Raw genomic sequence first — 26,235 nt, forward strand, 5'->3', positions numbered from 1 at the left:
GGCCCGCCCGGCCCTCCTGCCCGGCGCTCCCGCCGCCTTTGATGGTGACAGCGGCCCGGAGGCCGGAATCGTGCGGACAGGTGAGATCCATGCTGCGGCAGTCGACGACCCCTCGGCGCGGGCGCCCCATGGGCGCGCCGATCGTCGTGAAACTCTTCGGAGAGCTGGACTACCCCAGCGCGGCGCGCACCAACGGACGCCTCGACCCGGTGACGGCCGGAGACCGGCCGCACATGGTCCTCGACCTGACCCATGTGGACTTCCTCGACTGCGGCGGTATCGGGGTGCTGTGCCGCGCCCGCCGCCGCATCCGTGCGCACGGCGGGCGGCTGTCCCTGGTGATCACCGATGCCCGCTTCCTGCGCCTGCTGGACGCCGTCGGTCTCGGCGGCTGCTTCGACATCCTCGGCGCCCCGCCGGACACGGCCCGCCCGGCGGGCGACGGGCCGTGGATCACCGGATGTGACGGGTCGGTCACCGCCGCAGCGGCCCCTCGCAGCTGAAGTCCGCGCTGCCGGCCTTGCCCGAGGACCAGATCTCGGTGGGGCCGAAGGAGCAGTTCATGTCGGCGAAGTTGTTCGCCGCGGGCTCGGCCCGGTCCAGGAGGAAGTAGTCGACCGTTTCGGCCATGTCCTCGAAGACCTGGTCGGGGCTGCCGGAGTTGCTGAGGTTGGCGGTGATCCGGCCGTTGCAGAGGAACCGGCCGTAGCCCGGGTCGCCGCCGTCCTTGCAGGTGGGCCTGGCGGCGGTGGCGGCCGTGAAGGCGCTCTGGACCGCGGCGGGGGTGGACAGCTTCAGGGAACCGTTGGGGACGAACGTGGTGCGCGGCACGAAGAGGTCGTCGACGACGGCGATCTGGGCGTCGAGGAACGCGTCGTACTGCTGCTGGAGCCCCGCGTCGGACCCCGTCCGGTTGCGCCAGGCGTCGAAGGCGGACGGGGCGTCGGCACGCAGGTACCGGTACATCTCCTGGAGCTTCGCCGGGTGGTCGCGCCACAGGAACTCGAAGAACGTCCCGGCGTAGTTGTAGAAGCGGAAGCCGTCGCCGTCATAGGTCGCGTGCAGCAGCTGCTGGACGCTCATCCGCGGCCCGCCGCCCGCGGTGTCCGCGATGATGCCCTTGACCAGCGAGCGGCGTACCGCGATCCCGTCGTCGCGGGTCGAGCCGTCGAAGAACTCCGCGCTGCCCTCGTCCATGGCGGTGGTGCGGTCGCCCTGGTACCACGGGCCCTCGCCGAAGAAGCCGGGGACGGCGAAGCGGCCGTTGAGGTAGTGGACGTACTCGTGCCGGAAGAGTTCCTCAAGGGTGAGGGTGGAGTCCTGGGGGACGCGGCGCTGGTAGGTGTAGAAGGTGGCGCCGCGTTCGATGTAGACGCCGCCGTTGTTGGTGCCCATGCCGGTGAGCAGCGGGTGGTAGACCTCGTAGTCGGCGCGGGAGGCGTACAGCACGATGGTCAGGGTGGTGTTGGGGTCGCCGGCCAGCGGTTCGGCGGTGCCGAGCACCCGGTGGAACTGCGCCTTGACCTGCTTGGACGCGTAGTAGAGCTGGTCGACGGTGGTGCGGTCGAGGGCGGTGCGGACCTTGATGGCGCCGTTGTCGTAGGAGTAGGTGCGCGGGAAGATCCGCTTCTCGATGTCGGCCTTGCACACCGCGTACGGCGCGCAGGCCCCGAAGTAGTCGAGCCAGCCGGCGATCTTGGCCCAGGGCTCGCTGCCCTCGCCGTAGTTCTGCACGGTGGTGCGGAGCAGCGCGCCGAGGTCGGTGACGATGCCCGGCTTGAGCGCGGCGATCTCGCCGAAGCGGCCGTACTCGCTCAGGGCGTCACGGACGACCCAGGCGTTGGGTGTGCCCTTGAGGTGGGTGTATCCCACGAAGGCCTTGAAGACGGCGCGGTAGCCGGGGTCGGCGGTGACCGCGTTCTGGAAGGCGGTGTCCTTGTTGCCGGGGTAGACGCCCAGGTAGTTGACGGAGAGCGCGGCGAGGGCGGCGTTCCCCCAGGACGGGTCCTTGTGGGTGGCGGTGTGGGAGGGGTCCATGGTCGCCAGGACCTTGCGGACCAGGCCGAGTTGGTGCTGCCGCAGCCCGGGGGCGCTGGCCGCGTACAGGGCCTCGCGCAGGGTGTCGGCGTTGGTCCGGGTGACGTCGAAGGTGCGGGCCGCGGTGCCGAAGGCGTCGACGGCGCGGCGGACGGCGTCGACGGTGGGGGCGTCGGTGAGGTCGATCTCGTCGTGCGAGAAGTCCTGGTAGGCGACCGCGTGCAGGTAGGTGAACATCTCGTACAGATGGCTGGTGTTCTTGCCGTCGTGGGCGGCGGCCAGCGCGGTGGCGCGCCGGGCGACGGCCTGGACATGGGCGTCGGACATGACGGGGACGAGCCGGGCGTCCCAGGTCCAGACGAGCCGGCGCAGACAGTCGTCGGCGGTGACGGCCGGGTCGGCGAGGAAGTCCGCGAACTGTTCGGGGCTCAGCCCCGTGATGCCGTCGAGGGTGCAGGGGGCGACGGCGGGTCTGGGGGCGTGCGGTGCGGTGGCGGGTCTGGTCTGCGGTCCCGGTATCCGGCCCCGCTCGGTGCGGGAACGGGGCGCGGGCGCCGGTGCGGGGGTGAACTTCGGGGATCTGGCGAGGCGTTGGGCTTGGTCGAAGGGGTTGGGGGCGGGGGCCGCCGCGCGGTGTGCGGGCTGTTGGGCGCGGGCCCCCTGGGCGGGGGCGGCCGCGGTGCGGGGCGCGGCGAGGGCCGACGGGACGGCCGGCAGGGCGAGGGCCGCGACGGCGGTCGCGGCCAGCAGCATCCTGCGCGGGGTAGGCGAAGGGGACACCTGAACCTCCGGGAGGGGGTGGGGGGTTGATGAGGGGGGTGGGGGTGAGGGGAGGGCCTTCACTCCACGAGGTGTGACCTATAACATAGTAATGTGAAATTGCACTGACAAGGCTTCAGCACCCTGCTTTCCCGGAGGCGTCGACATGACCGCACGCACTTCCCCACTCCACACCGGGAGCCACGACTTGCCGGTGTCGGACGCCCTCGCCGGCTTCATGACCGGTCAGTGGGCCACCGCCCCACTCCCCGCCGACTCCCGCGTCCCCGGCTTCGCGCTCTTCGCGGACCGCCGGGACCGGCTCGCCGCCCGCTTCCCCGGCGAGCGACTGCTCGTCCCCGCAGGCGAGTTGAGGGTCCGCTCGCACGACTGCGACCACCGCTTCCGTCCGCACAGCGCCTATGCCTGGCTGACCGGGCTGACGGGCGAGGACCAGCCGGGGCATGTGCTGGTCCTGGAGCCGGACGGCGAGCCGGTGCTGTACGTACGGCCGCGCACACCGCGGGACGGCGGCGGGGAGTTCTACCGGGACCGCAAATACGGCGAGTTCTGGGTCGGCCGCCGCCCGGACCTGGCCGAGACCGGGCGGCTCACCGGCCTCCGCTGCGCCCACCGCGACGACCTGGTGCCGCACCCCACCGATCGGAACGCCGCCCATGACCCCGAACTCGCCTGCGTGCTGAGCGAGTTGCGGCTGGTGAAGGACGCCTGGGAGATCGGGCAACTGCAACAGGCGGTCGATCACACCGTCTCCGGCTTCGAGGACGTCGTACGGTCCCTGCCCGCCGCACTGCGTCATCCGCGCGGGGAACGCTGGATCGAGGGGGTCTTCCAGCTGCGCGCCCGCGCCGAGGGCAACGGCACGGGGTACGAGACCATCGCCGCCGCCGGCGCCCACGCCTGCGTGCTCCACTGGACCCGCAACGACGGTCCGCTCGCCCCGGACCAGTTGCTGCTGCTCGACGCGGGCGTGGAGACCGACTCCCTGTACACCGCCGACCTCACCCGCACGCTGCCGCTGTCCGGCCGCTTCTCCCCCGTCCAGCGCCGGGTGTACGAGCTGGTGCTCGCCGCGCAGGACGCGGGAGTCGCCGCCCTCAAGCCGGGAGCGAGCTTCCGTGACTTCCACCGGGCCTGCACGGCCGTCCTGGCCGAGGGCCTGGCCGACTGGGGTGTGCTGCCCGTCCCGGCTCGGGAGGCGCTCACCCCCGAGAGCGGTCTGTACCGGCGTTACACGCTGTGCAGTTCGGGCCATATGCTCGGCCTCGATGTGCACGACTGCGGCCGGGCCCGCGCGGAGCAGTATCTCGACGGCGTCCTGACGGAAGGGCAGGTGCTCACGGTCGAACCGGGGCTCTACCTCCAGCCCGACGACGAGACCCTGCCGCCGGAACTCCGCGGTATCGGCGTCCGCGTCGAGGACGACCTCGAGATCACCTCCGACGGGGCGCGGCTGATGTCCTCGGCGCTGCCGCGTACCGTCGACGGCGTGGAGGAGTGGATGGCCGGCCTCCTCGACGACGGCTTCCCGCCACCGTCCCGACGATGACCCCCTGGAGCGGCAGTTGACCCCGTACTCCCTCGCGTTCTATCTGAACGTCGTCACCCACGGCACCGTGCTCGGTGCGCCGCCGACCGCGACCCCCGAGCAGGTCACCGAGGCCCTGGGGACGGACTACGCCGAGAACTCCCTGCACCCGACGCAGATGTGGCGTGACTACGGGCTGGCGGAGTTCTCCTGGCAGCGCGCGTCCCCCGGCCGGCCGTGGACCGGTCACCACTTCACCCTGCAGGTGCACCGGCTCGCGGGAGGCGGCGGAAAGGTCGCCGGGGAGCGGCTCCGGTCGCGGTACGGAAGGTTCGACCGGAGGCTGCGCTTCGAGAAGCTCCGGAGGCTGCTGGAGCGGCGCGGCACCCCGCTCGTGGAGGTCCCGGAGTATCCGTCACAGTCGGCGCACTACCGCGTCTACTGGCAGCCCGACTCGCAGGTGTCCGTCAGAGTCATCCGCGCCCACGGACGGTACGCCACACCGGACGATCTGCGAGTCGGCGACGTCTACCACATCCTCGCCCCGATGACGCACGGAGAAGTGGAATGGCGCACCTCGCACCCGTGGTGACGCCGTTCCACCGGCGGCGGGCGGGAGTTCGGGGCGGGGCATAGCGTGGGGGGATGGAGCGAAGCGGGGCGGCCGGGCCGCCACCGGGCCCGGACGAGAGCGGCTTTCCCGCCCACCACGCGGGGCGCTGCGGCGGGCTCGCGGAGCTGGACGCGGAGCTGGTCCGCTGCCGGGCCTGTCCCCGGCTGGTGGAGTGGCGCGAGGAGACCGCCGCGCATCCGCGCGCGGCGTTCCGGGGCCAGGAGTACTGGGCCCGCCCCGTCCCGGGGTTCGGGCCGCCGGATGCCGCGCTGGCCGTCGTCGGGCTGGCGCCGGCCGCGCACGGCGGCAACCGCACCGGCCGGATGTTCACCGGGGACGCCTCCGGTGATTTCCTGTTCGCCGCGCTGCACCGGGCCGGCCTCGCCTCCCGGCCCACCGCGACGCACCGGGGCGACGGGCTGGAGCTGTACGGAGTACGCGTCACCGCGCCGGTGCACTGCGCTCCGCCGCAGAACCGGCCCACCCCCGCCGAGCGCCGTACCTGCCGGCCGTGGCTGTCGGCGGAGATGGCCCTCCTCGCGCCGGGCCTGCGCGCGGTGGTGGCCCTGGGCGCCGTCGGCTGGCAGGCGGTGCTGCCCGTACTGGGCGAGGCGGGATGGCCGATCCCCCGGCCCCGCCCGGCGTTCGGTCACGGGGCATGGCTGACGCTGCCCGCCACCGGGCAGCGGCGGGAACTCCAGGTGCTCGGCAGCTACCACCCCAGTCAGCGCAACACGTTCACCGGCCGGCTCACGTTCGACATGCTGGTCGAGCTGCTCACCCGCGCCGCCGGTCTCGCGGGGCTGGGTCCGTCACCGGACTGACTCCCCCGGGCCGGGCGGGCGTCCGGTGCCCGTCGCGCCGCCGCCGTGCGGCCCCGGACGCCGACTTCTATCCTTGGAGAGCAGCTTTCGGCAGGTCCCGAACGCTTAGGAGTGCGCATGCGCCCTCGCATGGCACCTCAGGCCTGGGAGGCCGTTCCGGACGGCTCGTTCTCGCACCGGGACCGGGCGGTGATCGCCGCTGCGGCGCTGTCCATGCTCATCGTGCAGATGGACTGGTTCGCGCTCGATCTGATGCTGCCGGTCATCGCCCGGGACTTCGGGACCTCGTCCACCGACCTCCAGTGGCTGGTCAGCGGATACATGCTGGCCATCGGCGCGTTGATGATCGTCGGTGGCCGGACGGCCGATGTGCACGGGCGGCGACGGGTCATCGTGATCGGGCTGCTCGTGTTCGCCACCCTGTCCCTGGTCTGCGCCGCCGCCCAGAGCGCCCCCTGGCTCGTCGCCGCGCGCGTGCTGCAGGGCACCGGTGCGGCGCTGATCTTCCCGGTGTCCATCGCGGTGGTGACCAGTTACTTCCGGGACGACCGGCAGGGGCCGGCGGTCGGTACGGTGCTCGCGTTCAGCTCCGTCGGCACCGCGCTCGGGCCGTTCGTGGGCGGCGTCTTCGCCGAACACGTCAGCTGGCGTGCGGTGTTCCTGCTGAACGTGCCGGTGTGTCTGGCCGCCGTGCTGCTGGTACTGCGGTTCGTCCCGGAGAGCCGCGACGAGCGCGCGACCCGCCGTCTCGACCTGCCCGGCGCCGCGACCGTCGCCCTCGGTCTGGCCTGTCTGATGCTCGCCGTCGACCAGGGGCCGGGCTGGGGCTGGTCCTCCGCACCCACCCTGGCCCTCTTCGCGCTGGGGGTCGCCTTCCTCGTGCTGTTCGTGATGGTGGAGCGGCGGGCGCCGGAGCCACTGATCGACCTGTCCCTCTTCCGCAGCGTGAAGTTCGACGTGATCACCCTCGCGGGTTCCCTGTCGAACGTGGTCTATTGCCTGCTCGCGGTGCTCGCCGCGCTCTATCTCCAGCAGGCGCGGGGGCTGTCGCCGTTCCACGCCGGGGTGATCTTCCTGGCGCTGTCCTGCGGTGTCGGAGCGGCCAGTTACCGCGCCGGGCACCTGGCCCTGCGCTGGCGTGCCGAAGTGCTGATGGCCTGCGGCATGCTCGTCAGCGGTGCCGGTGTGCTGGTGCTGACCTGGGTGCGGCCGCTGGGCTGGTACGCGGTGGTCCTGGTCGTCTGCGGGGTCGGCATCGGGCTGGGGTGGGCGCTGACGAACGTGGCCACGCAGGCCCATGTCCCCGCGGAGCGGACGGGCGCGGCGTCGGGGCTGGTGCTGACGTCGCTGGTGCTGTTCGGTGCGGTGAGCGTGACGGTCGCGGCGACGGTGCTGGAGGCCGTCAGCGGTTCCCCGACGACCGCGGCCGCCGACGGCCCCGCCATCGAGGCCGTGCTGCGCGGCGCCTCCGTCCTGGCCTTCCTCGGCGCCTTCGGGCTGTTCGCGATCTGCCGGCCACGGCTGCGGACCCGGGCCGCAGCGGGCTGACGGTAAGCCAGGTACGGACTCACGCAGGGAGAACGGACCGTACCGCGGCGGGAGTTCACGATGCCTCGGTGGGTCACCGCGCCCCGTACACCGGCTCCGGCGTCCCCGCGGCGGCCAGCAGCTCCCGGGCGGTCCGGCCCGCCTCGGCGGGTGTCCAGCGGCCTTCGTTGTCCGCGGTGGGGCCGGGGCGCCAGCCCTCCATCACGGTGATCCGGCCCGCCTCGGCCTCGAAGACCCGGCCGCTGACCCCGGCACTGTCGGCGGAGCACAGCCACACCACCAGCGGGGAGACGTTCTCCGGGGCCATCGCGTCGAACCCCCCGTCAGCGGGCGCCGCCATCGTCGCGGCGAAGGTCTCCTCGGTCATCCGGGTACGGGCGGCCGGGGCGAGCGCGTTGACCGTCACGCCGTAGCGGGCCGTCTCGGCGGCGGCGACGAGGGTGAGGCCGACGATCCCGGCCTTGGCGGCGGAGTAGTTGCCCTGGCCGACGCTGCCGAGCAGCCCGGCGCCGGAGGAGGTGTTGACGATCCGCGCGTCGGGCGTACGGCCGGCCTTGCACTCGGCGCGCCAGTGCGCGGCGGCGTGCCGCAACGGCAGGAAGTGGCCCTTGAGATGGACACGGACGACGGCGTCCCAGTCGTCCTCGTCGAGGTTGACGAGCATCCGGTCGCGCAGGAACCCGGCGTTGTTGACGAGGGCGTCGAGGCGACCGAAGGCGTCCAGGGCGGTGCCGACCAGCGAGGCGGCGCCGTCGCTGGTGGTGATGTCGCCGGTGTGGGCGACGGCCCGGCCGCCGTGGCCGCGGATCTCGTCGGCGACCCGCTGGGCGGGCCGGGCCGAGGCCCCGGCGCCGTCGGGGGCCACCCCGAGGTCGTTCACCACGACCGCCGCCCCTTCCGCGGCGAGGGCCAGGGCATGGGCGCGGCCCAGACCGCGGCCCGCCCCGGTGACGACGGCGACGCGTCCCGCGCAGATTCCGGTACCGGTCATCTCAGTCTCCTGTTCCGTCATGGCGGATCTCCTCGGGGGCGGGCGGGGTGCCGGGGTGGTTGGCGGTGGCGGCGTCGAGGAAGGCGGGGCGCTCGCCGCCGCCGTGTACGAGCAGGCTCGCGCCGGTCAGATAGGCGGCGCGGTCGGAGGCGAGGAAGACGCAGGCGTCGCCGATCTCGGCGGGTTCGGCGAGCCGGCCGAGCGGGACGGTGGCGCCGACGGCGGCGACGCCCGCCTCGTCCCCGTAGTGCAGCGCGGTGAGTTCGGTGCGCACCATGCCCAGGACGAGGGTGTTGACCCTGACCCGTGGGGCCCATTCGACGGCCATGGAGCGCGCCAGCTGGTCCAGGCCCGCCTTGGCCGCGCCGTAGGCGGCGGTGCCGGGCGAGGGGCGGGTCCCGCTGACGCTGCCGATCATGATGACCGAACCGCCGCCCGGCCGGTCGCGCAGCACCTCGTACGCGGCGAGGGAAGCGGTCAGCGGCGCGAGGAGGTTGAGTTCGACGACCCGGGCGTGCCGTTCGGCGGTGTGCTGCCCGAGCAGCCGGTACGGCGTGCCCCCGGCGTTGTTGACCAGGCAGTCCAGCCGGCCGTACGCCGCCGCGACCCGCGGGAAGAAGGCCCGGACGGCGGCCGGGTCGCGCAGGTCGAGCGGGCGGAAGTGCGCGGTGCGGCCGGCCGCGGTGACCGGGGTGTCCGGCGGCCGCCGGGCGCAGACCACGACCTCCGCACCGGCCTGGAGGAACGCACGGGCGATGCCGGCGCCGACGCCCCGGGTGCCGCCGGTGACGACGGCCACCCGTCCGGTCAGATCGAGGGTCAGGCTCATTCGGCACCCCTCCCGCAGCGCGCGATCCGCTGCTAGCTTCGCTACCTAACAAACGCTTGGTGGAAAGGTAGCTGATCGCCTCATGGGTGTCTCCACCTCCACACCGGACCAGGGCGTCGCCGTCGTCACCGTCGACTTCCCTCCGGTCAACGCCCTTCCCGTACAGGGCTGGTACGACCTCGCCGACGCGGTGCGCGCGGCCGGCCACGACCCCGGCGTCCGCTGTGTCGTCCTCACCGCGGCGGGCCGCGGCTTCAACGCGGGCGTCGACATCAAGGAGATGCAGCGGGACACCGCGGCGGGCGGCCACGGTGTCCTGATCGGCGCCAACCACGGCTGCGCCGAGGCCTTCGCGGCGGTCTACGCCTGCGAGGTGCCGGTGGTCGCGGCCGTGCACGGCTTCTGTCTGGGCGGCGGCATCGGCCTCGTCGGCAACGCGGACGCGATCGTGGCGAGCGAGGACGCCACCTTCGGGCTGCCGGAGCTGGACCGCGGCGCGCTCGGCGCGGCCACCCATCTGGCCCGGCTGGTCCCCCAGCATCTGATGCGCGCGCTCTACTACACCTCACGCACCGCCACCGCCGCCGAACTGCACGCCCACGGCTCGGTATGGAAGGTCGTACCTCGCGCCGAACTCACCTGTGCCGCACGGGACTTGGCGCGAGAGATCGCGCGAAAGGACGGCAGTCTCCTCCGTCTCGCCAAGGCCGCCCTCAACGGCATCGACCCCGTCGACGTCCGGCGCAGCTACCGCTTCGAGCAGGGCTTCACCTTCGAGGCGAACCTCAGCGGGGTCGCCGACCGGGTCCGCGACACCTTCGGCACGCCCGACGGCACACCGGCCAAGGAGGGCTGAGCCATGACCGACAAGACCATGACACCCGAGGACGTGGTCTCCCGGCTGCGCAGCGGGATGACCCTCGGCATCGGCGGCTGGGGGTCACGCCGCAAACCGATGGCGCTGGTGCGCGCGCTGCTCCGCTCCGGCCTCACCGATCTCACCGTGATCTCGTACGGCGGGCCCGACGTCGGCCTGCTCGCCGCCGCGGGCCGCATCCGCGAACTGGTCGCGCCGTTCGCCACGCTGGACTCGATCCCGCTCGAACCGCACTTCCGCGCGGCCCGCCAGCGGGGCGCGTTCGCCCTGACGGAACTCGACGAGGCGATGTTCATGTGGGGCCTGCACGCGGCCGCCAACCGACTGCCGTTCCTCCCCGTGCGGGCCGGTCTCGGCTCGGACGTCATGCGCGTCAACCCCGGGCTGCGCACCGTCACCTCACCGTACGAGGACGGCGAGACGCTGGTCGCCGTGCCAGCCCTGCGGATGGACGCCGCGCTGGTCCATCTCAACCGTGCCGACCGCCTCGGCAACGGCCAGTACCTGGGCCCCGACCCGTACTTCGACGATCTGTTCTGCGAGGCCGCCGACCACGCCTATCTCTCCTGTGAGCGGCTCGTGGACGACTTCGCCGGTGCCGTGCCGCAGACGCTGCTGGTGAACCGGCACACGGTCACCGGGGTCGTCGAGGCTCCCCATGGCGCGCACTTCACCTCCTGCGTCCCGGACTACGGCCGCGACGAGGCCTTCCAGAAGCTGTACGCGAGCACGCCCTGGCCGGAGTTCGCGGAGCGGTTCCTGTCCGGGGACGAGAAGTCCTACCAGTCCGCGGTCCAGACCTGGCACGAGGAGCAGACGTGAGCCGGACGACCATCACCCGCGCCGAGTACTGCGTGATCGCCTGCGCCGAGGCCTGGCGCGACAACGGCGAGGTGCTCGCCAGCCCGATGGGCCTGATCCCGTCGATCGGCGCCCGGCTCGCCAAACGCACCTTCTCACCCGATCTGCTGCTCACCGACGGCGAGGCGATGCTCGTGGGCCTCGACGGGGCGGCCGAGGGCTGGCTCCCCTACCGCCGGCATCTCACCATGGTCACCGGCGGCCGGCGCCATGTGATGATGGGCGCCAGTCAGCTCGACCGCTTCGGCAACCAGAACATCTCCTGCATCGGCGACTGGCACCGGCCCGCCCGCCAGCTCCTCGGCGTGCGCGGCGCGCCCGTCAACACCCTCAACAATCCGGTGAGTTACTGGGTGCCGAAGCACTCCCGGCGGGTCTTCGTGGAGAAGGTCGACATGATCAGCGGGGTGGGGTACGACAGCGCGGCCGCCGCCGGCCCGTCCGCGACCCGCTACCACCGCATTCCGCGGGTGGTCTCCCACCTCGGCGTCCTCGACTTCGCGACCCCGGACCGGACCATGCGGCTCGCCTCCGTCCATCCCGGTGTGACGGCCGCGGAGGTCCAGGCGGCCACCGGCTTCCCGCTCGTCCTGCCCGACGAGGTGCCGTGCACCCGGGAGCCCACCGCCACCGAACTGCGGCTGATCCGCACGGTCATCGACCCGGACGGACGGCGCGACCGCGAGGTGCCGCCGGTATGACGGCCACCTCCGGGATCGAGACGGCGCTGACCCGGCTCGTCGGGGTGCGCCATCCCCTCGTACAGACCGGCATGGGGTGGGTGGCCGGGCCCCGGCTGGTCTCGGCGGCGGCCGAGGCGGGCGCCCTGGGCATTCTCGCCTCGGCCACCATGACCGTGGAGCAGCTGCGGGCGGCGGTGCGGGAGGTCACATCCCGTACGGACGCGCCGTTCGGGGTCAACCTGCGGGCCGACGCGGGTGATGCGGCGGAGCGGGTGCGCCTCCTGGTGGCGGAGGGCGTACGGGTCGCCTCGTTCGCGCTGGCCCCCTCCCCCGAGCTGATCGCCCGGCTCAAGGACGCGGGGATCGTCGTCATCCCGTCCGTCGGGGCCCGCCGTCATGCCGAGAAGGTCGCGGCCTGGGGCGCGGACGCGGTCGTCGTCCAGGGCGGGGAGGGCGGCGGACACACCGGGAGCGTCGCCACCTCCGTGCTGCTCCCGCAGATCGTGGACGCGGTCGATATCCCGGTGATCGCCGCGGGCGGCTTCTTCGACGGGCGCGGCCTGGTCGCGGCGCTGGCGTACGGCGCGGCCGGTGTCGCGATGGGCACCCGCTTCCTGCTGACGTCCGACAGCACCGTGCCGCCGGCCGTCCAGGCCCGCTATCTGGCGGCGGCCGTCCAGGACGTCACCGTCACCACGAAGGTGGACGGCCTGCCGCACCGGATGCTGCGCAGCGAGCTGGTCGAGGCGCTGGAGCGGTCCGGGCGCGGCGCCGCGCTGGTCCGGGCGGTGCGCCATGCCGCGTCGTTCCGGAAGCTGTCCGGTCTGAGCTGGGGGCAGATGATCCGGGACGGCCTGGCGATGCGGCACGGCCGGGACCTCTCCTGGAGCCAGGTGCTGCTCGCGGCCAATACGCCGATGCTGCTCAAGGCGTCGATGGTCGAGGGGCGCACCGATCTGGGGGTGATGGCCTCCGGGCAGGTCGCCGGGGTGATCGAGGATCTGCCGTCGTGCGCGGAGCTCGTCGGCCGGATCATGGCCGAGGCGCAGGAGACGCTGGCCGCGCTGCCGCCGGCCGCGCCGCGCTGAGCGGCCGCCGCGGTCCGGCCGGAGCGGGTTCCGGCCGGACCGCGGCGGCGTCCTCCCGTGGGGGCGTCAGAGACGCTCGATGATCGTGACGTTGGCCTGGCCGCCGCCCTCGCACATGGTCTGCAGCCCGAACCGGCCGCCGGTGCGCTCCAGTTCGTGCAGCAGGGTGGTCATCAGCCGGACGCCGGTGGCGCCGAGCGGATGGCCGAGGGCGATGGCGCCGCCGTTGACGTTGACCCGCTCCGGATCGGCCCCGGTCTCCTTCAGCCAGGCCAGCACCACGGGCGCGAACGCCTCGTTGATCTCGACCAGATCGATGTCGCCGATCGTCATGCCTGCCTTCTTCAGCGCGTACGCCGTCGCCGGGATCGGTGCGGACAGCATCCGGATCGGGTCCTCGCCGCGCACCGTCAGCTGGTGGACCCGGGCGCGCGGGCGGAGTCCGTGCTCGGCCACCGCCCGCTCGGAGGCCAGGAGCATGGCGGCCGCGCCGTCGGAGACCTGGGAGGAGACCGCCGCGGTCAGCCGGCCGCCCTCGACGACCGGCGGCAGTCCGGCCATCTTCTCCAGGGAGGTGCTGCGCCGGGGCCCCTCGTCGGTGGTGACGTCCCCGTAGGGGAGCAGCTCGCGGTCGAAGCGGCCCTCGTCGATGGCGCGGACGGCGCGGTGGTGCGATCGGAGCGCGAACTCCTCCATGTCCGCGCGGGAGATCTGCCATTGGGCGGCGATGAGTTCGGCGCCGTGGAACTGGTTGACGGGCGCCGTGCCGTAGCGGGCCCGCCAGCCCTCGGACCCGGCGAACGGGCCGTCGGTGAGTCCCAGCGGGGTGGCGGCCTGGCGGCTGGCGAACGCGATCGGTACCTGCGACATGTTCTGCACGCCGCCCGCGACCACCAGGTCCTGGGTGCCGGAGAGCACGCCCTGGGCGGCGAAGTGGACGGCCTGCTGGGAGGAGCCGCACTGCCGGTCGACCGTGACGCCCGGCACCTCCTCGGGCAGTCCGGCGGCCAGCCAGCACGTCCGGGCGATGTCCCCGGCCTGCGGTCCGACCGTGTCCAGACAGCCGAAGACGACGTCCTCGACGGCCGCCGGGTCGGCACCGGTGCGTGCCATCAGCGCCGTCAGGACATGGGCGCCCAGGTCGGCGGGGTGGACGGCGGACAGACCGCCGCCCTTCTTGCCGACCGGGGTGCGGACCGCGTCAACGATGTAGGCCTCGGGCATGGGGGTCTCCCTGGTCAGATTCTGCGGAGGTGCCGGCCGGTTCCGCAAGGCCTCCGCCGACGGGTACGGGCGGCGCGCTCCTCGGGGCGGTACGGCACCGGGCGGGGGCGGTGTCGCGTACGGGTCGTCGGGCCGGGGGTCAGGCGTGCTGGGAGCTGACGGACACCGTCTCGCCGGTCATGTACGAGGCGTAGTCGCCGGCCAGGAAGACGATGACGTTGGCGACCTCCCAGGGTTCGGCGTACCGCCCGAACGCCTCGCGCTCGGTGAGCTCCGCGAGCAGCTCGGGCGTGGTCACCTTCACCAGATGCGGGTGCAGGGCGAGGCTGGGCGAGACGGCGTTGACGCGGACGCCGTAGGCGGCGGCCTCCATGGCGGCGCAGCGGGTCAGGGCCATCACCCCGGCCTTGGCCGCGGCGTAGTGGGCCTGGCCGCGCTGGGCGCGCCAGCCGACGACGGAGGCGTTGTTGACGATCACTCCGCCGTCGCCGGTGGCCTTCATCCGGCGCAGGGCGGCCCGGGTGCAGCGGAACGTGCCGTTCAGCGTCACGTCGAGAACCCTGTCCCACTGTTCATCGGTCATCTCGACGAGGTCGGCGGTGCCGCCGAGCCCGGCGTTGTTGACCACGATGTCGAGCCGCCCGTGACGCTCCACCGCCAGCTCCAGCAGGGAGTTGACCTGGTCCTCGTCGGTGACGTCGCAGGGCAGGGCGGCCACCGTGCCGTCGCCGAACTCCGCGGCGAGCGCCGCGGCGGACTCCCGCAGGCGGCGCACATGGGAGTCGCCGATGACGACCCGGGCGCCCTCCTCCAGGAACCTGCGGGCGGTGGCGCCGCCGATGCCTGCTCCGGCGGCCGCGGTGATGACGGCGGTCCGGCCGTCGAGCAGATGGTGGCCGGGCACGTACGGGGGCGGTGTCATACGCGAGCCTCCAGCGGGGCCTCGACGCTGCTCATGGCGCTACGTTAACCTACCAAACACTTGTTAGAGAAGGAGGCCGATGGCGATGCCCGCTGCCCACCCCACGAGGCCCCGGCACGACGGCCGGCTCCCCCGCCCGGCACGGGCGGTCGCCTGATGGACCTCGCCTTCACCGCCGCGGAGGAGGAGTTCCGCGCCGAGGCCCGCGCCTGGCTCGCCGCGCACGTACCCGCCACTCCCCTGCCGTCACTGGAGACCGCCGAAGGGTTCGCCGCGCACCGGGAGTGGGAGCGCGAACTCGCCGCGGACCGCTGGTCGGTCGTCACCTGGCCCGAGCGGTACGGCGGCCGGGACGCCTCGCTCTGGCAGTGGCTGGCCTTCGAGGAGGAGTACTACGCCGCGGGCGCCCCGGGCCGGGTCGGCCAGAACGGGATCAGCCTGCTCGCCCCGACCCTGTTCGAGCACGGCACCGAGGAGCAGCGCGCCCGGGTGCTCGGCCCCATGGCGCGCGGGGAGGCCGTCTGGGCACAGGCCTGGTCGGAGCCGGAGGCGGGCTCGGATCTGGCGTCGCTGCGCTCGGCCGCCGTACGGACCGCCGGCGGCTGGCTGCTGAGCGGGCAGAAGACCTGGTCGTCGCGGGCCGCGTTCGCCGACCGCGCCTTCGGGCTGTTCCGCAGCGACCCGGACACCGCCCGGCCGCACCAGGGGCTCAGCTATCTGATGTTCCCGCTGGACGCGCCGGGCGTGACGGTGCGCCCCCTCGGCCGCCTCGACGGCAAGCCCGCCTTCGCCGAACTCTTCCTCGACGAGGTCTTCGTGCCCGACGCGGACGTCATCGGGGAGCCGGGGCAGGGCTGGCGGATCGCGATGAGCACCACCGGCCGGGAACGCGGTCTGACGCTGCGCAGTCCGGGCCGCTTCTCCGCGGCCGCCGAGCGGCTGGCCGCGCTGTGGCGGGAGGACCCCGAGGGGGCCGGGCCGGCTCTCGGCGAGCGGGTGGCCGACGCCTGGATCGGCGCCCGCGCCTACCAGCTCTTCACCTACGCCCACGCCTCCCGGCTCGCCGCCGGTGAGGAGGAGCCGGGCGCCGGGTCGAGTATGAACAAGGTCTTCTGGTCCGAGCTGGATCTCGCCCTGCACGAGACCGCCCTGGACCTGCTCGGCCCGTACGGGACGCTCGCCGACGACGCCGACGAGGCGCCCGCGCACGGGAGATGGGCCGAGGGCTACACCTTCTCGCTCGCCGGGCCGATCTATGCCGGCACCAACGAGATCCAGCGCGACATCATCGCCGAGCGGCTGCTCGGCCTGCCGAAGGGACGCCGGTGATGCGGTTCCTCCTGACCTCCGAACAGCGGGAGTTCGCGCGGACGCTGGACGGCCTCCTCGGGGCCTCCGGCACACCGGCCGTGGTGCGGGCCTGGGCGGCCGGGGAGCACCGTCCCGGCCGGGCGCTGTGGGCGCGGATCGCGGAGGCCGGGGTGTTCGGGCTGGCCGTCGCGGAGCGGCACGGCGGGTCGGGCGTACTACCGGTCGAACTCGTGCTCTCCTTCGAGGAGTTGGGCCGCCATGCCGTTCCCGGTCCGCTGGCGGAGACGGTGGCGGCGGCCGTGCTCCTGGAGCGGCTCGGCGCGGACGCGGCGGCCGGGGAGTGGCTGCCGCGGATCGCCGCGGGCGAGGCCGTCGTCAGTCTGTGCGCCGGGGCGGACCCGTACGCGCTGGACGCGGACGCCGCCGACGCCGTGTTCGTCGTACGGGGCGACACGGTGTCCCGTACGGAGACTCATGGCCCGGTGCAGCGCGCCCTCGACCCGGCCCGGCGGGCGGCCCGGCCGCTCGGCGGCACGGTGGTGGCCCGGGGCCCGGCGGTGACCGCGGCCGCCGGGTACGCCGTCGAGGTCGCACGCCTGGCCACCGCCGCGCAGTCCCTCGGACTCGGCCGCGCCCTGCTGGCGGCGACCGTCTCCTACGTCCGGCAGCGCACCCAGTTCGGGGTGGCCGTCGGCTCGTTCCAGGCGGTCAAGCACCGGCTGGCGGACACCCTCATCGGCCTGGAGTTCGCCGAGCCCCTGGTGCGGGCGGCGGCCCTGGCGGTGGCGGCGGAGGCCCCGTCGGCGGCCCGGGAGGTCGCGGCGGCGAAGGTCGCCGCGGGCGAGGCCGGGTACGCCGCAGCACGAACCGCGCTCCAGTTGCACGGCGCCCTCGGCTACACGGAGGAGCTGGACCTCTCCCTGTGGCTCCGCAAGGCACGGCCGCTACGGGACGCCTGGGGCACCCCGGCCGACTGCCGGGGCCGTGTGCTGGCCGGCTGATCCGCGCCGACGCGCCCTACGGGAGCCGCCGGTCCCGCTCGGCCAGATCGGCCAGCATGGCGTCGGCCAGGTCCCGTTCGGCGGCGTAGTAGCGCTCCGACCACTTCATGACGAGTGCGGGATAGGCCCAGGCCTCCTCGCCGAAGGTCTCCTCGGCGTCGCCCTCGGCGCGCTGCCGCATGGTCTCCGCGTACTCCCGGTGCCGGCCCAGTACGTCCCGCATGCGGTCGGCCTCCAGCAGGTGCCCCAGCCACATCCGCAGCATCACCCCGTGCTTGAGGACGGGAGGCTCCACCGGCGCCTCGCGTGCCCAGTGGCGCACCGCGGCCAGGCCCGCGTCGGTGATCACATAGACCCGCTTGTCGCGGTTGCCGGTCTCCTGGGCGACCATCCGCGAGCTGAGGTAGCCGACCTTCTCCAGACGCTTCAGCTCGCCGTAGATCTGGCTGAAGGACGGGCTCCAGTAGAAGAGCCGCAGCGACCAGTCGGACCACTTCTTCAGGTCGTAGCCGGACAGCTCCTCGCCGAAGGAGAGCAGTCCCAGCACCGCCCAACTGGTCGCCGGCAGCGCCGGTGGCCCGTCTTCGCCGGTCGCGGTGTCCACGGCGTCCGCCCTCTTGTCCGTCACGTGCCGCATCCTACGGTCCGTGCCGGTCCCCCCGCGCCGCCGCCGGTCGCCAACTCCCGCTGCGCTTCGTGGCATTCCTGACAGAGCTATGTCTGTTGGAAACACCTCGGGGAGGCGGTCGCGGCGCGTGCCGGGGCGCCGCCGGGCGAGCGGGGCCCGGGTGGCGGGTGTCACGCGTGGCGGCGCGGCCGGGGCCGCGCGGTGCGGACCCGGACCCGCTGGCCAATAGTGGAGAGGTGAGCCCGCAGCAGGGAGCTTCTCCGGGGTCCGGGCCGCGGCGCGCGGCCGGCGGCGCCGGGCTGCGCGGACTGCTGGAGCGCGGCAGAGACGGAGTGCGGGCGCACCACGCGGTGGTCGGCAACGCGGTGCGGGTGACGGCCGCCTCCTGCGCCGCGTTCTACTTCTGCCGCTACGGGCTCGGTCTGCTCGTCATGTCCGTCTACGCCACCTTCACCGTGGTGTCGCTCGGTGCGCTGGCCCAGATTCCCGGCTCCGGGCGGCAGCGCGCGACGACCGTGCTCACCGCGCTCCCCGCCGGGCTCGTGCTGATCACCCTGGGCACCCTGCTCGCCGTCCGGACCTGGACGGCCGTCGTCGGCATGCTCGTCATCGGCTTCATGGTGGCGTACGCGGGCACCACCGGGCCGCGGATCGCCGGGGCGGCACCCGGGATGCAGCTGCTCTACATCCTGCCGTGCTTCCCCCCGTACGCCCCGGAGACGCTGGGCCAGCGGCTGTCCGGCTTCCTGCTGGGAGCGGTCCTGCTCGCCCTGGCCCAGCGGTTCCTGATGCCCGAGCCGGATACCCCGTCCTACCGCCGGCTGCTGGCCGACGCCGCCGACGCGGCCGCCCGGCTGGCCGACCATCACGGCGGGCCACCACCCGAAACAGCGCTGGCCACCGCGCACCGGGCCGGGGCGGCGCTCCGTCCCTCCTGTGTGCCGCCCGCCGACCGGCCCGCCTCCCCCACCCTCCCGCACAAGGCGATGGCGCACGCCTCCGAGGCCGTCCGCACCCTGCTGGCCCGGCTGGACGCGCTGCACACCGGGGCCGGGCCGCACCAGCGGTACCAGCCGGAGACGGTGGTGCTGCTGGAGGGCATCAGCGCCGCCGCCCGCGGCGCCGCTGACGCGCTGCGGCGGGGGAAGCGGCTGCGGCCCGGCGAGGGGCCGTCCGCCACGGCCCTCCAGGAAGAGCTGGCCCCGGTCCGCGCCCACCGGGCCGTGGACACCCTGCAGCGGCTCAGCACCGACGACCGGCTGGTCTATCTGCGCCGCCGGTCCCAGGTGGTACAGGCCGCCGACTGCGCGGTCGTCCTCGTGCTGGCCACCCGGCTGATGTTCGGCGACCGCTCCGTGGAACAGAACCCGGCCGGGCACACCTTCGCCTACGCACGGGCCCGCCCCCTCCAGCTGTGGTGGCAGCGGCTCACCATGCACCTCACCCCCCGCTCGGTGATCTTCCAGAACGCCTGCCGGTTCGCCCTCGGGCTGGCCGCGGCCCGGGCCATCGCCGGGCTGCTCGACCTCCAGCACGGCTTCTGGGTCCTGCTCGCCACGCTCACCCTGACCCGTACCACCAGCCTGGAGACCCGGTCCGCGGTCCGGCAGGCGCTGACCGGCACGCTGATCGGCGCGGTGCTGGCCGGCGGGATGCTGGCGCTGGTCCACGACCGGGACACGGTGTACGCCGTGGTGCTGCCGGTGGTCATGCTGGTGGCGTTCACCGCGGGGCCGTTGCGCGGGCTGGCCTGGGCACAGGGCGGCTTCACCCTCGTCGTGGCGACGCTCTTCGCGCAGGTCTCGCCGGTCACCTGGCAGCTGGCCCCGGTCCGGATGGTGGATGTGCTCATCGGCAGCGTCATCGGGCTGACCTGCGGGCTGCTGGCCTGGCCACGGGGCGCGGGCAGTGAGGTGCGCAGAAGCATGGCGGGCCTGTGCTCGGCCATCGCCGACGCCATCGGGTACACCACCGCGCGGGTCGTCGAACGCTCCGGCAGCACCGATGTCCTCGCCCTCAACCGTGCCCTCGGCCTCGCGCAGGAGAGCCTGGCCCAGTACCAGTGCGAACCCCGGGACGACGGGCCGCAGCCGGACTGGCCCGCGCTGCTGGTCGCCGGGACGGACGCACGGCGCGGGGAGCGGCTGCTGCCGGGCCGCCCCGGCCGGATCGCTTCGCAGGAGGTCGGCGCCTGGCTCCGGCACTCCGCCGGCCGGACGGCCGACGACTACCGGTCCCTCGGCCGGCACCTCGGCACGGACCGCGGCACGCCCGGGGACCATCCGCAACCGCTCGACATCCGCGCCCTGTTGGCGGTCACACCGGCCGTCCCGCGCCACAGCCCCGACACGGAGACCCGCGCCCTCTCCGCCGCGCTGCTCCTCGACTCGGTGATCTGGCTCGACGCCCTCACCACCGATCTGACCCGCCTCCACGAGGAGCTGTGACGGCGACGGTGCCGGGCCCGGGTGCGGAAGGAGTTCCGGGCCCTGATCCTGAAGCAGTGGAGCCGTGTACGACAGGTCGCCCCGCGCCTCCCGGACACCCGGCGGGGCGGGCACACGGGACACCGGCAACCAGGCACCCGACCAGGCAGCATGTCGCGGCAGCGCCGTGACAGCGGAACGGACGCACATGAGCAACGGATTCATGGGTCCGGAGGGTTACGGCCCGGACCCGTTCGGTGACTTCCTCGCGCGCTTCTTCGGTTCCGCGCAGTCCACCGACGGCGAGCAGGGGCAGCACATGCCCCGGCAGGCGGACATCGCGCGCATGATGAGCGCCCCCGCCCGGGACCTGGTGACCTCAGCGGCCGCCTATGCCGCCGAGCACGGCAGCCCCGAACTCGGCACCGAACATCTGCTGCGGGCCGCCCTGGCGTCCGAACCGACGCGCAGCATGCTCCAGCACGCGGGCGCTGACCCCGACGCGCTGGCCGCCGAGATCGACCGCGCCGCCGGTTCGGGCCCGAAACAGTCCAGCGTCGCCGTGACGCCCGCGGTCAAGCGGGCGCTGCTGAGCGCGCACGAACTGGCGCGGGACAACGGTGCCTCGTACATCGGCCCGGAACATGTGCTGGACGCCCTGGCGGCCAATCCGGACTCGGCGGCGGGGCGGATTCTGAACCTCGCCCACTTCGAGCCGCAGGCCACGCCGCAGGGCGGCCACGGCGCGCCCCACGTGGGCCCCGACCACGGTGCCGCCCCGAAGCACGACACCCCGACGCTGGACAAGTACAGCCGCGATCTGACCGACCTGGCGCGGGCGGGCCGGATCGACCCGGTCATCGGCCGCGGCGAGGAGATCGAGCAGACCATCGAGGTGCTCTCCCGCCGGGGGAAGAACAACCCGGTACTGGTCGGCGACGCGGGAGTCGGAAAGACGGCGATCGTGGAGGGCCTGGCCCAGCGGCTCGCCGACGGGGACGTCCCGGAGACCCTGTCGGGGCGCCGGGTCGTCGCCCTGGACCTGACGGCCGTGCTCGCCGGCACCCGCTACCGCGGCGACTTCGAGGAGCGGATGAACGCCATCATCGAGGAGGTCCGCGCACACACCGACGCGCTGCTCGTCTTCATCGACGAGCTGCACACGGTGGTCGGGGCGGGCGGCGGCAGCGGGGACGGCGGTTCGCTGGAGGCGAGCAACATGCTCAAGCCCGCCCTCGCCCGCGGGGAGCTGCACGTCATCGGCGCCACCACCCTGGAGGAGTACCGGCGGCACATCGAGAAGGACGCCGCGCTCGCCCGCCGCTTCCAGCCCATCCTGGTGCCCGAGCCGAGCATCTCCGACACGGTGGAGATCCTGCGCGGCCTGCAGGACCGCTACGAGGCACATCACCAGGTGCGCTACACGAGGGAGGCGCTGCTGGCGGCCGTCGAGCTGTCGGACCGGTACATCGCCCACCGCTTCCTCCCCGACAAGGCGATCGACCTGATCGACCAGGCGGGCGCCCGGGTCCGGCTGCGGTCCGGCGCCAAGGCCACCGACGTACGGGACCTGGAACGCGAGGTGGAGCAGCTGGTCAGGGACAAGGACCAGGCGGTCGCGGCGGAGCAGTACGAACGGGCCACCGAGCTGCGGGACCGGATCGCCGACCTGACCGCGCGGATCGGGGCGGGCCAGGCGGAGCCGCCGAGCGACTGCCACATCGTCAAGGTCACCGCGGAGGACGTCGCGGAGATCGTGTCGCGGCAGACCGGTGTGCCGGTGAGCAGCCTGACCCAGGAGGAGAAGGAGCGGCTGCTCAAGCTGGAGGAGCAGCTGCACACCCGGGTGATCGGCCAGGACGACGCGGTCACCGCCGTCTCCGACGCGATCCTGCGCTCGCGGGCCGGACTCTCCGATCCCGACCGCCCGATCGGCAGCTTCCTCTTCCTCGGCCCGACGGGCGTGGGCAAGACCGAGCTGGCCCGCGCGCTCGCCGAGGCGCTGTTCGGCAGCGAGGAGCGCATGGTGCGGCTGGACATGAGCGAGTATCAGGAGCGGCACACCGTCAGCCGGCTGGTGGGCGCGCCGCCGGGGTACGTCGGCCACGAGGACGCGGGCCAGCTGACCGAGGCGGTGCGCCACCACCCGTATTCGCTGCTGCTGCTCGACGAGGTGGAGAAGGCGCATCCCGATGTCTTCAACATGCTGCTGCAGGTCCTCGACGACGGGCATCTGACCGATTCCCAGGGCCGCACCGTCGACTTCAAGAACACCGTCATCGTGATGACCAGCAACCTCGGCTCGGACGCGCTCAGCGGCGGCCGCGGGGTGCTCGGCTTCGGCCCGGACATCTCGGGGGCGGAGGCCGGCGACGGCGCGCGGGAGCGGGCGCTCAGCTCCTTGCGCGAACACTTCCGCCCGGAGTTCCTGAACCGGCTCGACGAGATCATCGTCTTCCGCCGGCTGACCGACGATCAGCTGCGGCAGATCACCGAGCTGCTTCTCGACGGGACACGGCGCAGGCTGCACGCCCAGGAGATCGCCGTGCAGTTCACCCCCGGCTCGGTGGACTGGCTCACCCACCGGGGCCACCAGCCCGAGTACGGGGCCCGGCCGCTGCGGCGCACCATCCAGCGCGAGATCGACAACATGCTGTCGCGGCTGCTGCTCGACGGTGCGCTGTCGTCCGGGGACGAGGTGCGCGTCGAGGTGGAGGACAACGAGCTGGCCTTCCGTACCGACAAGCCGCGGTAGGCCGCCTCATGGGTGCGCTGGGCCCGCGTGACACGGCCGAAGGGCGGCACGAGTCGCCGGAGGAGCGTGCCGACCGGCGGTGGAGCGAGTTGCTGCAGGAGGTGCGGGTCATCCAGACCGGTGTGCAGATCCTCTTCGGCTTCCTGCTCACCGTCGTCTTCACCCCGCGCTTCACCACCCTCGGCCCGACCGACCGGACCATCTACGTGGTGACGGTCCTGCTGGGCGCGGCCACGACCGGCGCGCTGGTCGGGACGGTGACCTTCCACCGGCTGGTCGCCGGTCACCGGCTGAAGCCGGAGACGGTGCTCTGGGCGGGGCGGCTGGCCATGGTCGGGATCGTGCTGCTGCTGGCGACGGTGGCCTCCGCACTGCTGCTGATCCTGCGCATCGCCTTGGACGACGAGGACGTGCCCTGGATCGTCGTCGGGCTCGTCGTGTGGTTCATGCTCTGCTGGTTCGCGCTGCCCGTCTGGGTGCTGCACCGGTACTCGGCCAAGGACTGAGCGCACACCCCGGGGCCGGTGCGCCCGCGCCGCCGACACACCCCGGCAAGGGCGCGGGCCGGGACACCCAGGTCAGGGTCCCGGCCCGCGCCCTTGACGGCCGCTGTGCGTCGGGGGTCACGCGCGCGCGGCGGCCGCGCCCACCCGGCGCGGGCGGTAGAGCAGCGCCGCGCCCGCGAGCCCGGCACTGATGATCGCCAGCCCGACCGCGAGCAGTTCGGGCCACATGCCGGTCTCCCCCAGTCCGCTGCCGAGCGGAGCGAAGACCCCGGCCCTGGACAGCGCGTGCAGGGCGATGATGATCATCGCCGCGGCGGCGCTCACCGTCCAGACCAGGGCGGTGTCGTGCATCGCCAGCCAGCCGGCCAGCAGCAGGTAGACGACGGCGATGGCCATCGAGAGCCCGGCGGTCGCCTGGGCGCCCTGGAGGTGCGAGGAGTTCGCCGGCAGATGGCTCAGGCCGCACAGCGCCAGCGCCAGGGCAGCGGGCCAGCGCAGCACGGACCGGAGCACGCCGGGCACCGCGTAGCCGGGCTGGCGGGGCTCCTCGTCCGCGGGCGCCCAGCGCGGACCGCCCTGCGGCATGGCGCCGGCGGGCCGCTGCTGGGCCCAGGGGGGACGGCTGGGCTGCTGGTTCATCCCGGCGTCGTTCTGCGCGTGGTAGAGCGACTGCCCGTCGCGGCCCAGGGGGCGGACGTCGGGGTCGAGCACGTGCATGGACGCGGTGCGCTCCGGTTCGAGCGGGTCACCGGGGCCGGCGGGGCCGCCCAGTGCGCCGTGCCCTCCGGGGCCGGGCGGGAACGGGTCGACGAGGCCGTGGACCTCGGCTCCGCCGTTCGTCCGGTCGAACAGCTCGATGAGCTGCGCGACCTCCTCCACGGACCGGTCGACGGCCACGGCGCGCAGCGCGTCCTGGCTCGATTCGGCGGTGTGCGGGGTGGCGCGGAGCATGTCGAAGAGCGCGGCGACCTCGCTCACCGGACGGGACACGACCGCCATACGGAGGGCCTCGTCGCCGGGGTTGGGAACGTCGCCGCTGCGCTTGAGCCGCTCCACAAGGGCGGCGACTTCCTCCAGTGGCCGGTGGGTCACCGCCTCCCACAGAAGTGTGCGGGCCGAGTTTTTCTCAGGGGTCATGGGCGGAAAGTGCTCGCCGGGTTCTGTCGAGGACAGTTCGGCGTCGCCCCCACAAAGAGCTGGTTCGGATGTCATGGAGAAACTCCACTGAACGAGGGGAGCGTCAAACACCAGAAAGCGCTGACACTCGGCGGACTGTGAGCGTGCTGTGGTTCAGCCAACGTCCCTACGGGCCGCTCTCGCCATTCAGGAAGGCCATCCGGAGGAGACACGCCGGTACGCCCGGGCGTGCCGCGCCCGGCGGCCCCTTTCCCCTGACGCCCCGATATCAGCCCGCACGGAGCGTGACCGCCGAGGTGCCGAGGCCCGTCGACCCTGATTAGCTGGGAAATGCAGCTCTCCACACCTCGTCCAAGGACAGATCATGAGCGCATCAGGAGAATCACGCGCACGAATCCAGCAGATGCGTGACAAGGCCCAGGAACTGCAGGCGGCCGCCGAGCGGGCCGGTGACCCGGAGGAGCGGAAGCGGCTCCAGGAGAAGGCACTCAGGCTCCGTTCCCAGAGCGAACAGGAAAGCGGAATGGCCAGCGGAGACATCTACCCCGCCGACTGAGCGGGACCGGGAGAGCGGACGCCGCACAACGGAGAAAAGGACGGGACGCGCGCCTCGGCCGCGTCCCGTCCGCCGTGTTCCGGCAGGACCGCCGTCCGGCACCCCGCCGTGTTCCGCCCCTCCCCCGCATTCCGTCACACCGTGAAAGGCCGCTGGGCCAGAAACGCCTCTCCGGGACGGCCGGACACATGGAGGTTGGGGCTCTGGGTGGGCGGCATGTTGCGCACGATGTCGCGATGGAAGGCACGGTGGTCGCCGCGGAATGTGCCGCCGTTCCAGACGTCCAGCAGGGTTCCGGTGAATTTGCCGTTGATCTCGCCGTCGGAGGCCAGCTGATTGTCCTGGCAGGCGGAGATGAGCAGGGCGTCCGCCTCCCTCGTACGGCGCTTGTCCGCGGCGAGGTCGCGCTGGATCTCCTGGTAGAACTCCTTGTCCCGCTGGTAGATCTCGTGCTGCCGCACGACCGGCATCAGCCGGGCGGTGTGCTCGATCCGGCCGGGGTCGCGGGTCTGGAACTGTTCCTCCATGGCCTCGGGGCTGAGGACCTCGCGCACCTCGATACCGGTACCGCTGTGACAGCAGTCCAGCAGGGCCAGAATCCGTACCCCTTCGGCGAAGCGGGCGAATTCCCGGTGCAGCTCGTCGTCGAGGAACTCCCGGTCGTAGAGCACCAGGGTCTCGTCGAAGGCGTCCGGCTCCTCGTCCGAAGCCGCCGTGTCGGGGATCTGGCCGCCGTGGCCCGAGTACGTGAACAGCAGGATGTCGCCGCTCTTCAGGGCCTTGGCCGCCTTGCGCAGCTCGGCGGTCATCCGCCGTACGGTGCCCTCGGCGGTGAGCAGGAGGGTCGCGTCGAACCCGGCGTCGCCGGCCAGCCGGGCCATGGCGTGGGCGTCGTTCTCGCAGGCGACGAGTTCGCCGTCCCAGCCGCCGTATTTCGCGGCGTCGACCCGGTTGAGTCCGAGGTGGAGGGAGCGGCCGGTGGCCATGGGAACTCCTTAGCGCGCGGTGGGGGCAACGCCAGGATGCGTTCCGTGGCCCGTCGGCGTCCGAACGCGGCGCCGCGCCGAACCGCCTGAACGGTCCTGCCGGAGGCGGGGCGCCGCGGCGCCG

At 73.2% G+C, this 26,235-nt stretch carries 23 protein-coding genes; 15 read left to right on the forward strand and 8 right to left on the reverse strand.

Going from position 1 to position 26,235, the window contains the following annotated elements:
* The first annotated feature begins 89 nt into the window (after positions 1 to 89).
* Positions 90 to 503: an STAS domain-containing protein gene (locus ACGFN2_RS07145; RefSeq protein ID WP_362609282.1), complete on the forward strand. Its 414-nt coding sequence runs from the start codon at positions 90 to 92 to the stop codon at positions 501 to 503.
* On the opposite strand, the gene ACGFN2_RS07150 is transcribed toward ACGFN2_RS07145, so the two are convergent.
* The gene (locus ACGFN2_RS07150; RefSeq protein ID WP_393358571.1) at positions 475 to 2,790 is read right to left on the reverse strand and encodes a collagenase; all 2,316 of its coding nucleotides are present in this window, start codon (positions 2,788 to 2,790) and stop codon (positions 475 to 477) included. The two genes, ACGFN2_RS07145 and ACGFN2_RS07150, sit on opposite strands and share 29 nt — an antisense overlap.
* A gap of 172 nt (positions 2,791 to 2,962) precedes the next feature.
* Here ACGFN2_RS07150 and ACGFN2_RS07155 point away from each other — a divergent pair, with 172 nt between their 5' ends.
* The 4 genes from ACGFN2_RS07155 to ACGFN2_RS07170 all read left to right on the forward strand — a co-directional run bounded on the left by ACGFN2_RS07155 (position 2,963) and on the right by ACGFN2_RS07170 (position 7,330).
* The gene (locus ACGFN2_RS07155) at positions 2,963 to 4,366 is read left to right on the forward strand and encodes an aminopeptidase P family protein (protein WP_393358186.1); all 1,404 of its coding nucleotides are present in this window, start codon (positions 2,963 to 2,965) and stop codon (positions 4,364 to 4,366) included.
* A 16-nt stretch (positions 4,367 to 4,382) separates the two neighbouring features.
* A complete protein-coding gene (locus ACGFN2_RS07160) occupies positions 4,383 to 4,937 on the forward strand; it encodes a hypothetical protein (RefSeq protein WP_393358188.1) in 555 nt (184 codons plus the stop codon).
* 53 nt (positions 4,938 to 4,990) lie between these two features.
* Positions 4,991 to 5,782 carry a uracil-DNA glycosylase gene (locus tag ACGFN2_RS07165; RefSeq protein WP_393358190.1) on the forward strand — a complete coding sequence of 264 codons (792 nt, stop codon included), beginning with the start codon at positions 4,991 to 4,993 and terminating at the stop codon, positions 5,780 to 5,782.
* 117 nt (positions 5,783 to 5,899) lie between these two features.
* Positions 5,900 to 7,330, forward strand: coding sequence for an MFS transporter (locus ACGFN2_RS07170; protein WP_393358192.1), 1,431 nt, complete (start codon positions 5,900 to 5,902; stop codon positions 7,328 to 7,330).
* A gap of 73 nt (positions 7,331 to 7,403) precedes the next feature.
* On the opposite strand, the gene ACGFN2_RS07175 is transcribed toward ACGFN2_RS07170, so the two are convergent.
* A complete protein-coding gene (locus tag ACGFN2_RS07175; protein WP_362609292.1) occupies positions 7,404 to 8,321 on the reverse strand; it encodes an SDR family oxidoreductase in 918 nt (305 codons plus the stop codon).
* Position 8,322: 1 nt separating this feature from the next.
* Positions 8,323 to 9,150, reverse strand: a complete 828-nt coding sequence (locus ACGFN2_RS07180) for an SDR family oxidoreductase (protein WP_393358195.1) — start codon at positions 9,148 to 9,150, stop codon at positions 8,323 to 8,325.
* Positions 9,151 to 9,232: 82 nt separating this feature from the next.
* Here ACGFN2_RS07180 and ACGFN2_RS07185 point away from each other — a divergent pair, with 82 nt between their 5' ends.
* The 4 genes from ACGFN2_RS07185 to ACGFN2_RS07200 are packed head-to-tail and all read left to right on the forward strand — an operon-like array spanning position 9,233 to position 12,659.
* The gene (locus tag ACGFN2_RS07185) at positions 9,233 to 10,006 is read left to right on the forward strand and encodes an enoyl-CoA hydratase family protein (protein ID WP_393358197.1); all 774 of its coding nucleotides are present in this window, start codon (positions 9,233 to 9,235) and stop codon (positions 10,004 to 10,006) included.
* Positions 10,007 to 10,009: 3 nt separating this feature from the next.
* Positions 10,010 to 10,849, forward strand: a complete 840-nt coding sequence (locus tag ACGFN2_RS07190; RefSeq protein ID WP_393358199.1) for a CoA transferase subunit A — start codon at positions 10,010 to 10,012, stop codon at positions 10,847 to 10,849.
* The gene (locus ACGFN2_RS07195) at positions 10,846 to 11,589 is read left to right on the forward strand and encodes a CoA-transferase subunit beta (protein ID WP_393358201.1); all 744 of its coding nucleotides are present in this window, start codon (positions 10,846 to 10,848) and stop codon (positions 11,587 to 11,589) included. The genes ACGFN2_RS07190 and ACGFN2_RS07195 overlap by 4 nt, the downstream gene beginning before the upstream one ends.
* Positions 11,590 to 11,603: 14 nt before the next feature.
* Positions 11,604 to 12,659, forward strand: coding sequence for a nitronate monooxygenase (locus ACGFN2_RS07200; RefSeq protein WP_362609358.1), 1,056 nt, complete (start codon positions 11,604 to 11,606; stop codon positions 12,657 to 12,659).
* Positions 12,660 to 12,725: 66 nt separating this feature from the next.
* Here the strand turns inward: ACGFN2_RS07200 and ACGFN2_RS07205 are convergent, their stop codons facing one another.
* The gene (locus ACGFN2_RS07205; RefSeq protein WP_362609300.1) at positions 12,726 to 13,883 is read right to left on the reverse strand and encodes an acetyl-CoA C-acetyltransferase; all 1,158 of its coding nucleotides are present in this window, start codon (positions 13,881 to 13,883) and stop codon (positions 12,726 to 12,728) included.
* A gap of 139 nt (positions 13,884 to 14,022) precedes the next feature.
* Positions 14,023 to 14,805 (reverse strand): SDR family oxidoreductase, encoded by a 783-nt coding sequence (locus ACGFN2_RS07210; protein ID WP_393358203.1) that lies wholly within the window; start codon positions 14,803 to 14,805, stop codon positions 14,023 to 14,025.
* 156 nt (positions 14,806 to 14,961) lie between these two features.
* On the opposite strand from ACGFN2_RS07210, the gene ACGFN2_RS07215 reads away from it, so the two are divergent.
* Positions 14,962 to 16,134 (forward strand): acyl-CoA dehydrogenase family protein, encoded by a 1,173-nt coding sequence (locus ACGFN2_RS07215; RefSeq protein ID WP_362609305.1) that lies wholly within the window; start codon positions 14,962 to 14,964, stop codon positions 16,132 to 16,134.
* On the forward strand, positions 16,134 to 17,117 hold the full coding sequence (locus ACGFN2_RS07220) for an acyl-CoA dehydrogenase family protein (protein ID WP_393358574.1): 984 nt from the start codon (positions 16,134 to 16,136) through the stop codon (positions 17,115 to 17,117). The genes ACGFN2_RS07215 and ACGFN2_RS07220 overlap by 1 nt, the downstream gene beginning before the upstream one ends.
* A gap of 16 nt (positions 17,118 to 17,133) precedes the next feature.
* Here the strand turns inward: ACGFN2_RS07220 and ACGFN2_RS07225 are convergent, their stop codons facing one another.
* A complete protein-coding gene (locus tag ACGFN2_RS07225) occupies positions 17,134 to 17,754 on the reverse strand; it encodes a PadR family transcriptional regulator (protein ID WP_393358205.1) in 621 nt (206 codons plus the stop codon).
* Positions 17,755 to 17,981: 227 nt separating this feature from the next.
* Here ACGFN2_RS07225 and ACGFN2_RS07230 point away from each other — a divergent pair, with 227 nt between their 5' ends.
* The 3 genes from ACGFN2_RS07230 to ACGFN2_RS07240 all read left to right on the forward strand — a co-directional run bounded on the left by ACGFN2_RS07230 (position 17,982) and on the right by ACGFN2_RS07240 (position 23,432).
* Positions 17,982 to 20,192, forward strand: coding sequence for an FUSC family protein (locus tag ACGFN2_RS07230; RefSeq protein WP_393358207.1), 2,211 nt, complete (start codon positions 17,982 to 17,984; stop codon positions 20,190 to 20,192).
* 187 nt (positions 20,193 to 20,379) lie between these two features.
* A complete protein-coding gene (locus tag ACGFN2_RS07235; protein WP_393358209.1) occupies positions 20,380 to 22,926 on the forward strand; it encodes an ATP-dependent Clp protease ATP-binding subunit in 2,547 nt (848 codons plus the stop codon).
* Positions 22,927 to 22,934: 8 nt separating this feature from the next.
* Positions 22,935 to 23,432 (forward strand): DUF6328 family protein, encoded by a 498-nt coding sequence (locus tag ACGFN2_RS07240; RefSeq protein ID WP_362609314.1) that lies wholly within the window; start codon positions 22,935 to 22,937, stop codon positions 23,430 to 23,432.
* A gap of 117 nt (positions 23,433 to 23,549) precedes the next feature.
* On the opposite strand, the gene ACGFN2_RS07245 is transcribed toward ACGFN2_RS07240, so the two are convergent.
* On the reverse strand, positions 23,550 to 24,569 hold the full coding sequence (locus ACGFN2_RS07245; RefSeq protein ID WP_393358211.1) for a hypothetical protein: 1,020 nt from the start codon (positions 24,567 to 24,569) through the stop codon (positions 23,550 to 23,552).
* Between the two features lie 364 nt (positions 24,570 to 24,933).
* Between ACGFN2_RS07245 and ACGFN2_RS07250 the strand changes: the two genes are divergently transcribed.
* Positions 24,934 to 25,125, forward strand: coding sequence for a DUF6381 family protein (locus tag ACGFN2_RS07250; protein ID WP_362609320.1), 192 nt, complete (start codon positions 24,934 to 24,936; stop codon positions 25,123 to 25,125).
* 134 nt (positions 25,126 to 25,259) lie between these two features.
* Here ACGFN2_RS07250 and ACGFN2_RS07255 read toward each other — a convergent pair whose 3' ends face one another.
* Entirely contained in the window at positions 25,260 to 26,111 is an 852-nt protein-coding gene (locus tag ACGFN2_RS07255) for a caspase family protein (RefSeq protein ID WP_393358214.1), read from the reverse strand.
* Between the last annotated feature and the right edge of the window lie 124 nt (positions 26,112 to 26,235).

It is taken from the genome of Streptomyces sp. NPDC048612 (genome assembly GCF_043199295.1).
Lineage (GTDB): Bacteria > Actinomycetota > Actinomycetes > Streptomycetales > Streptomycetaceae > Streptomyces.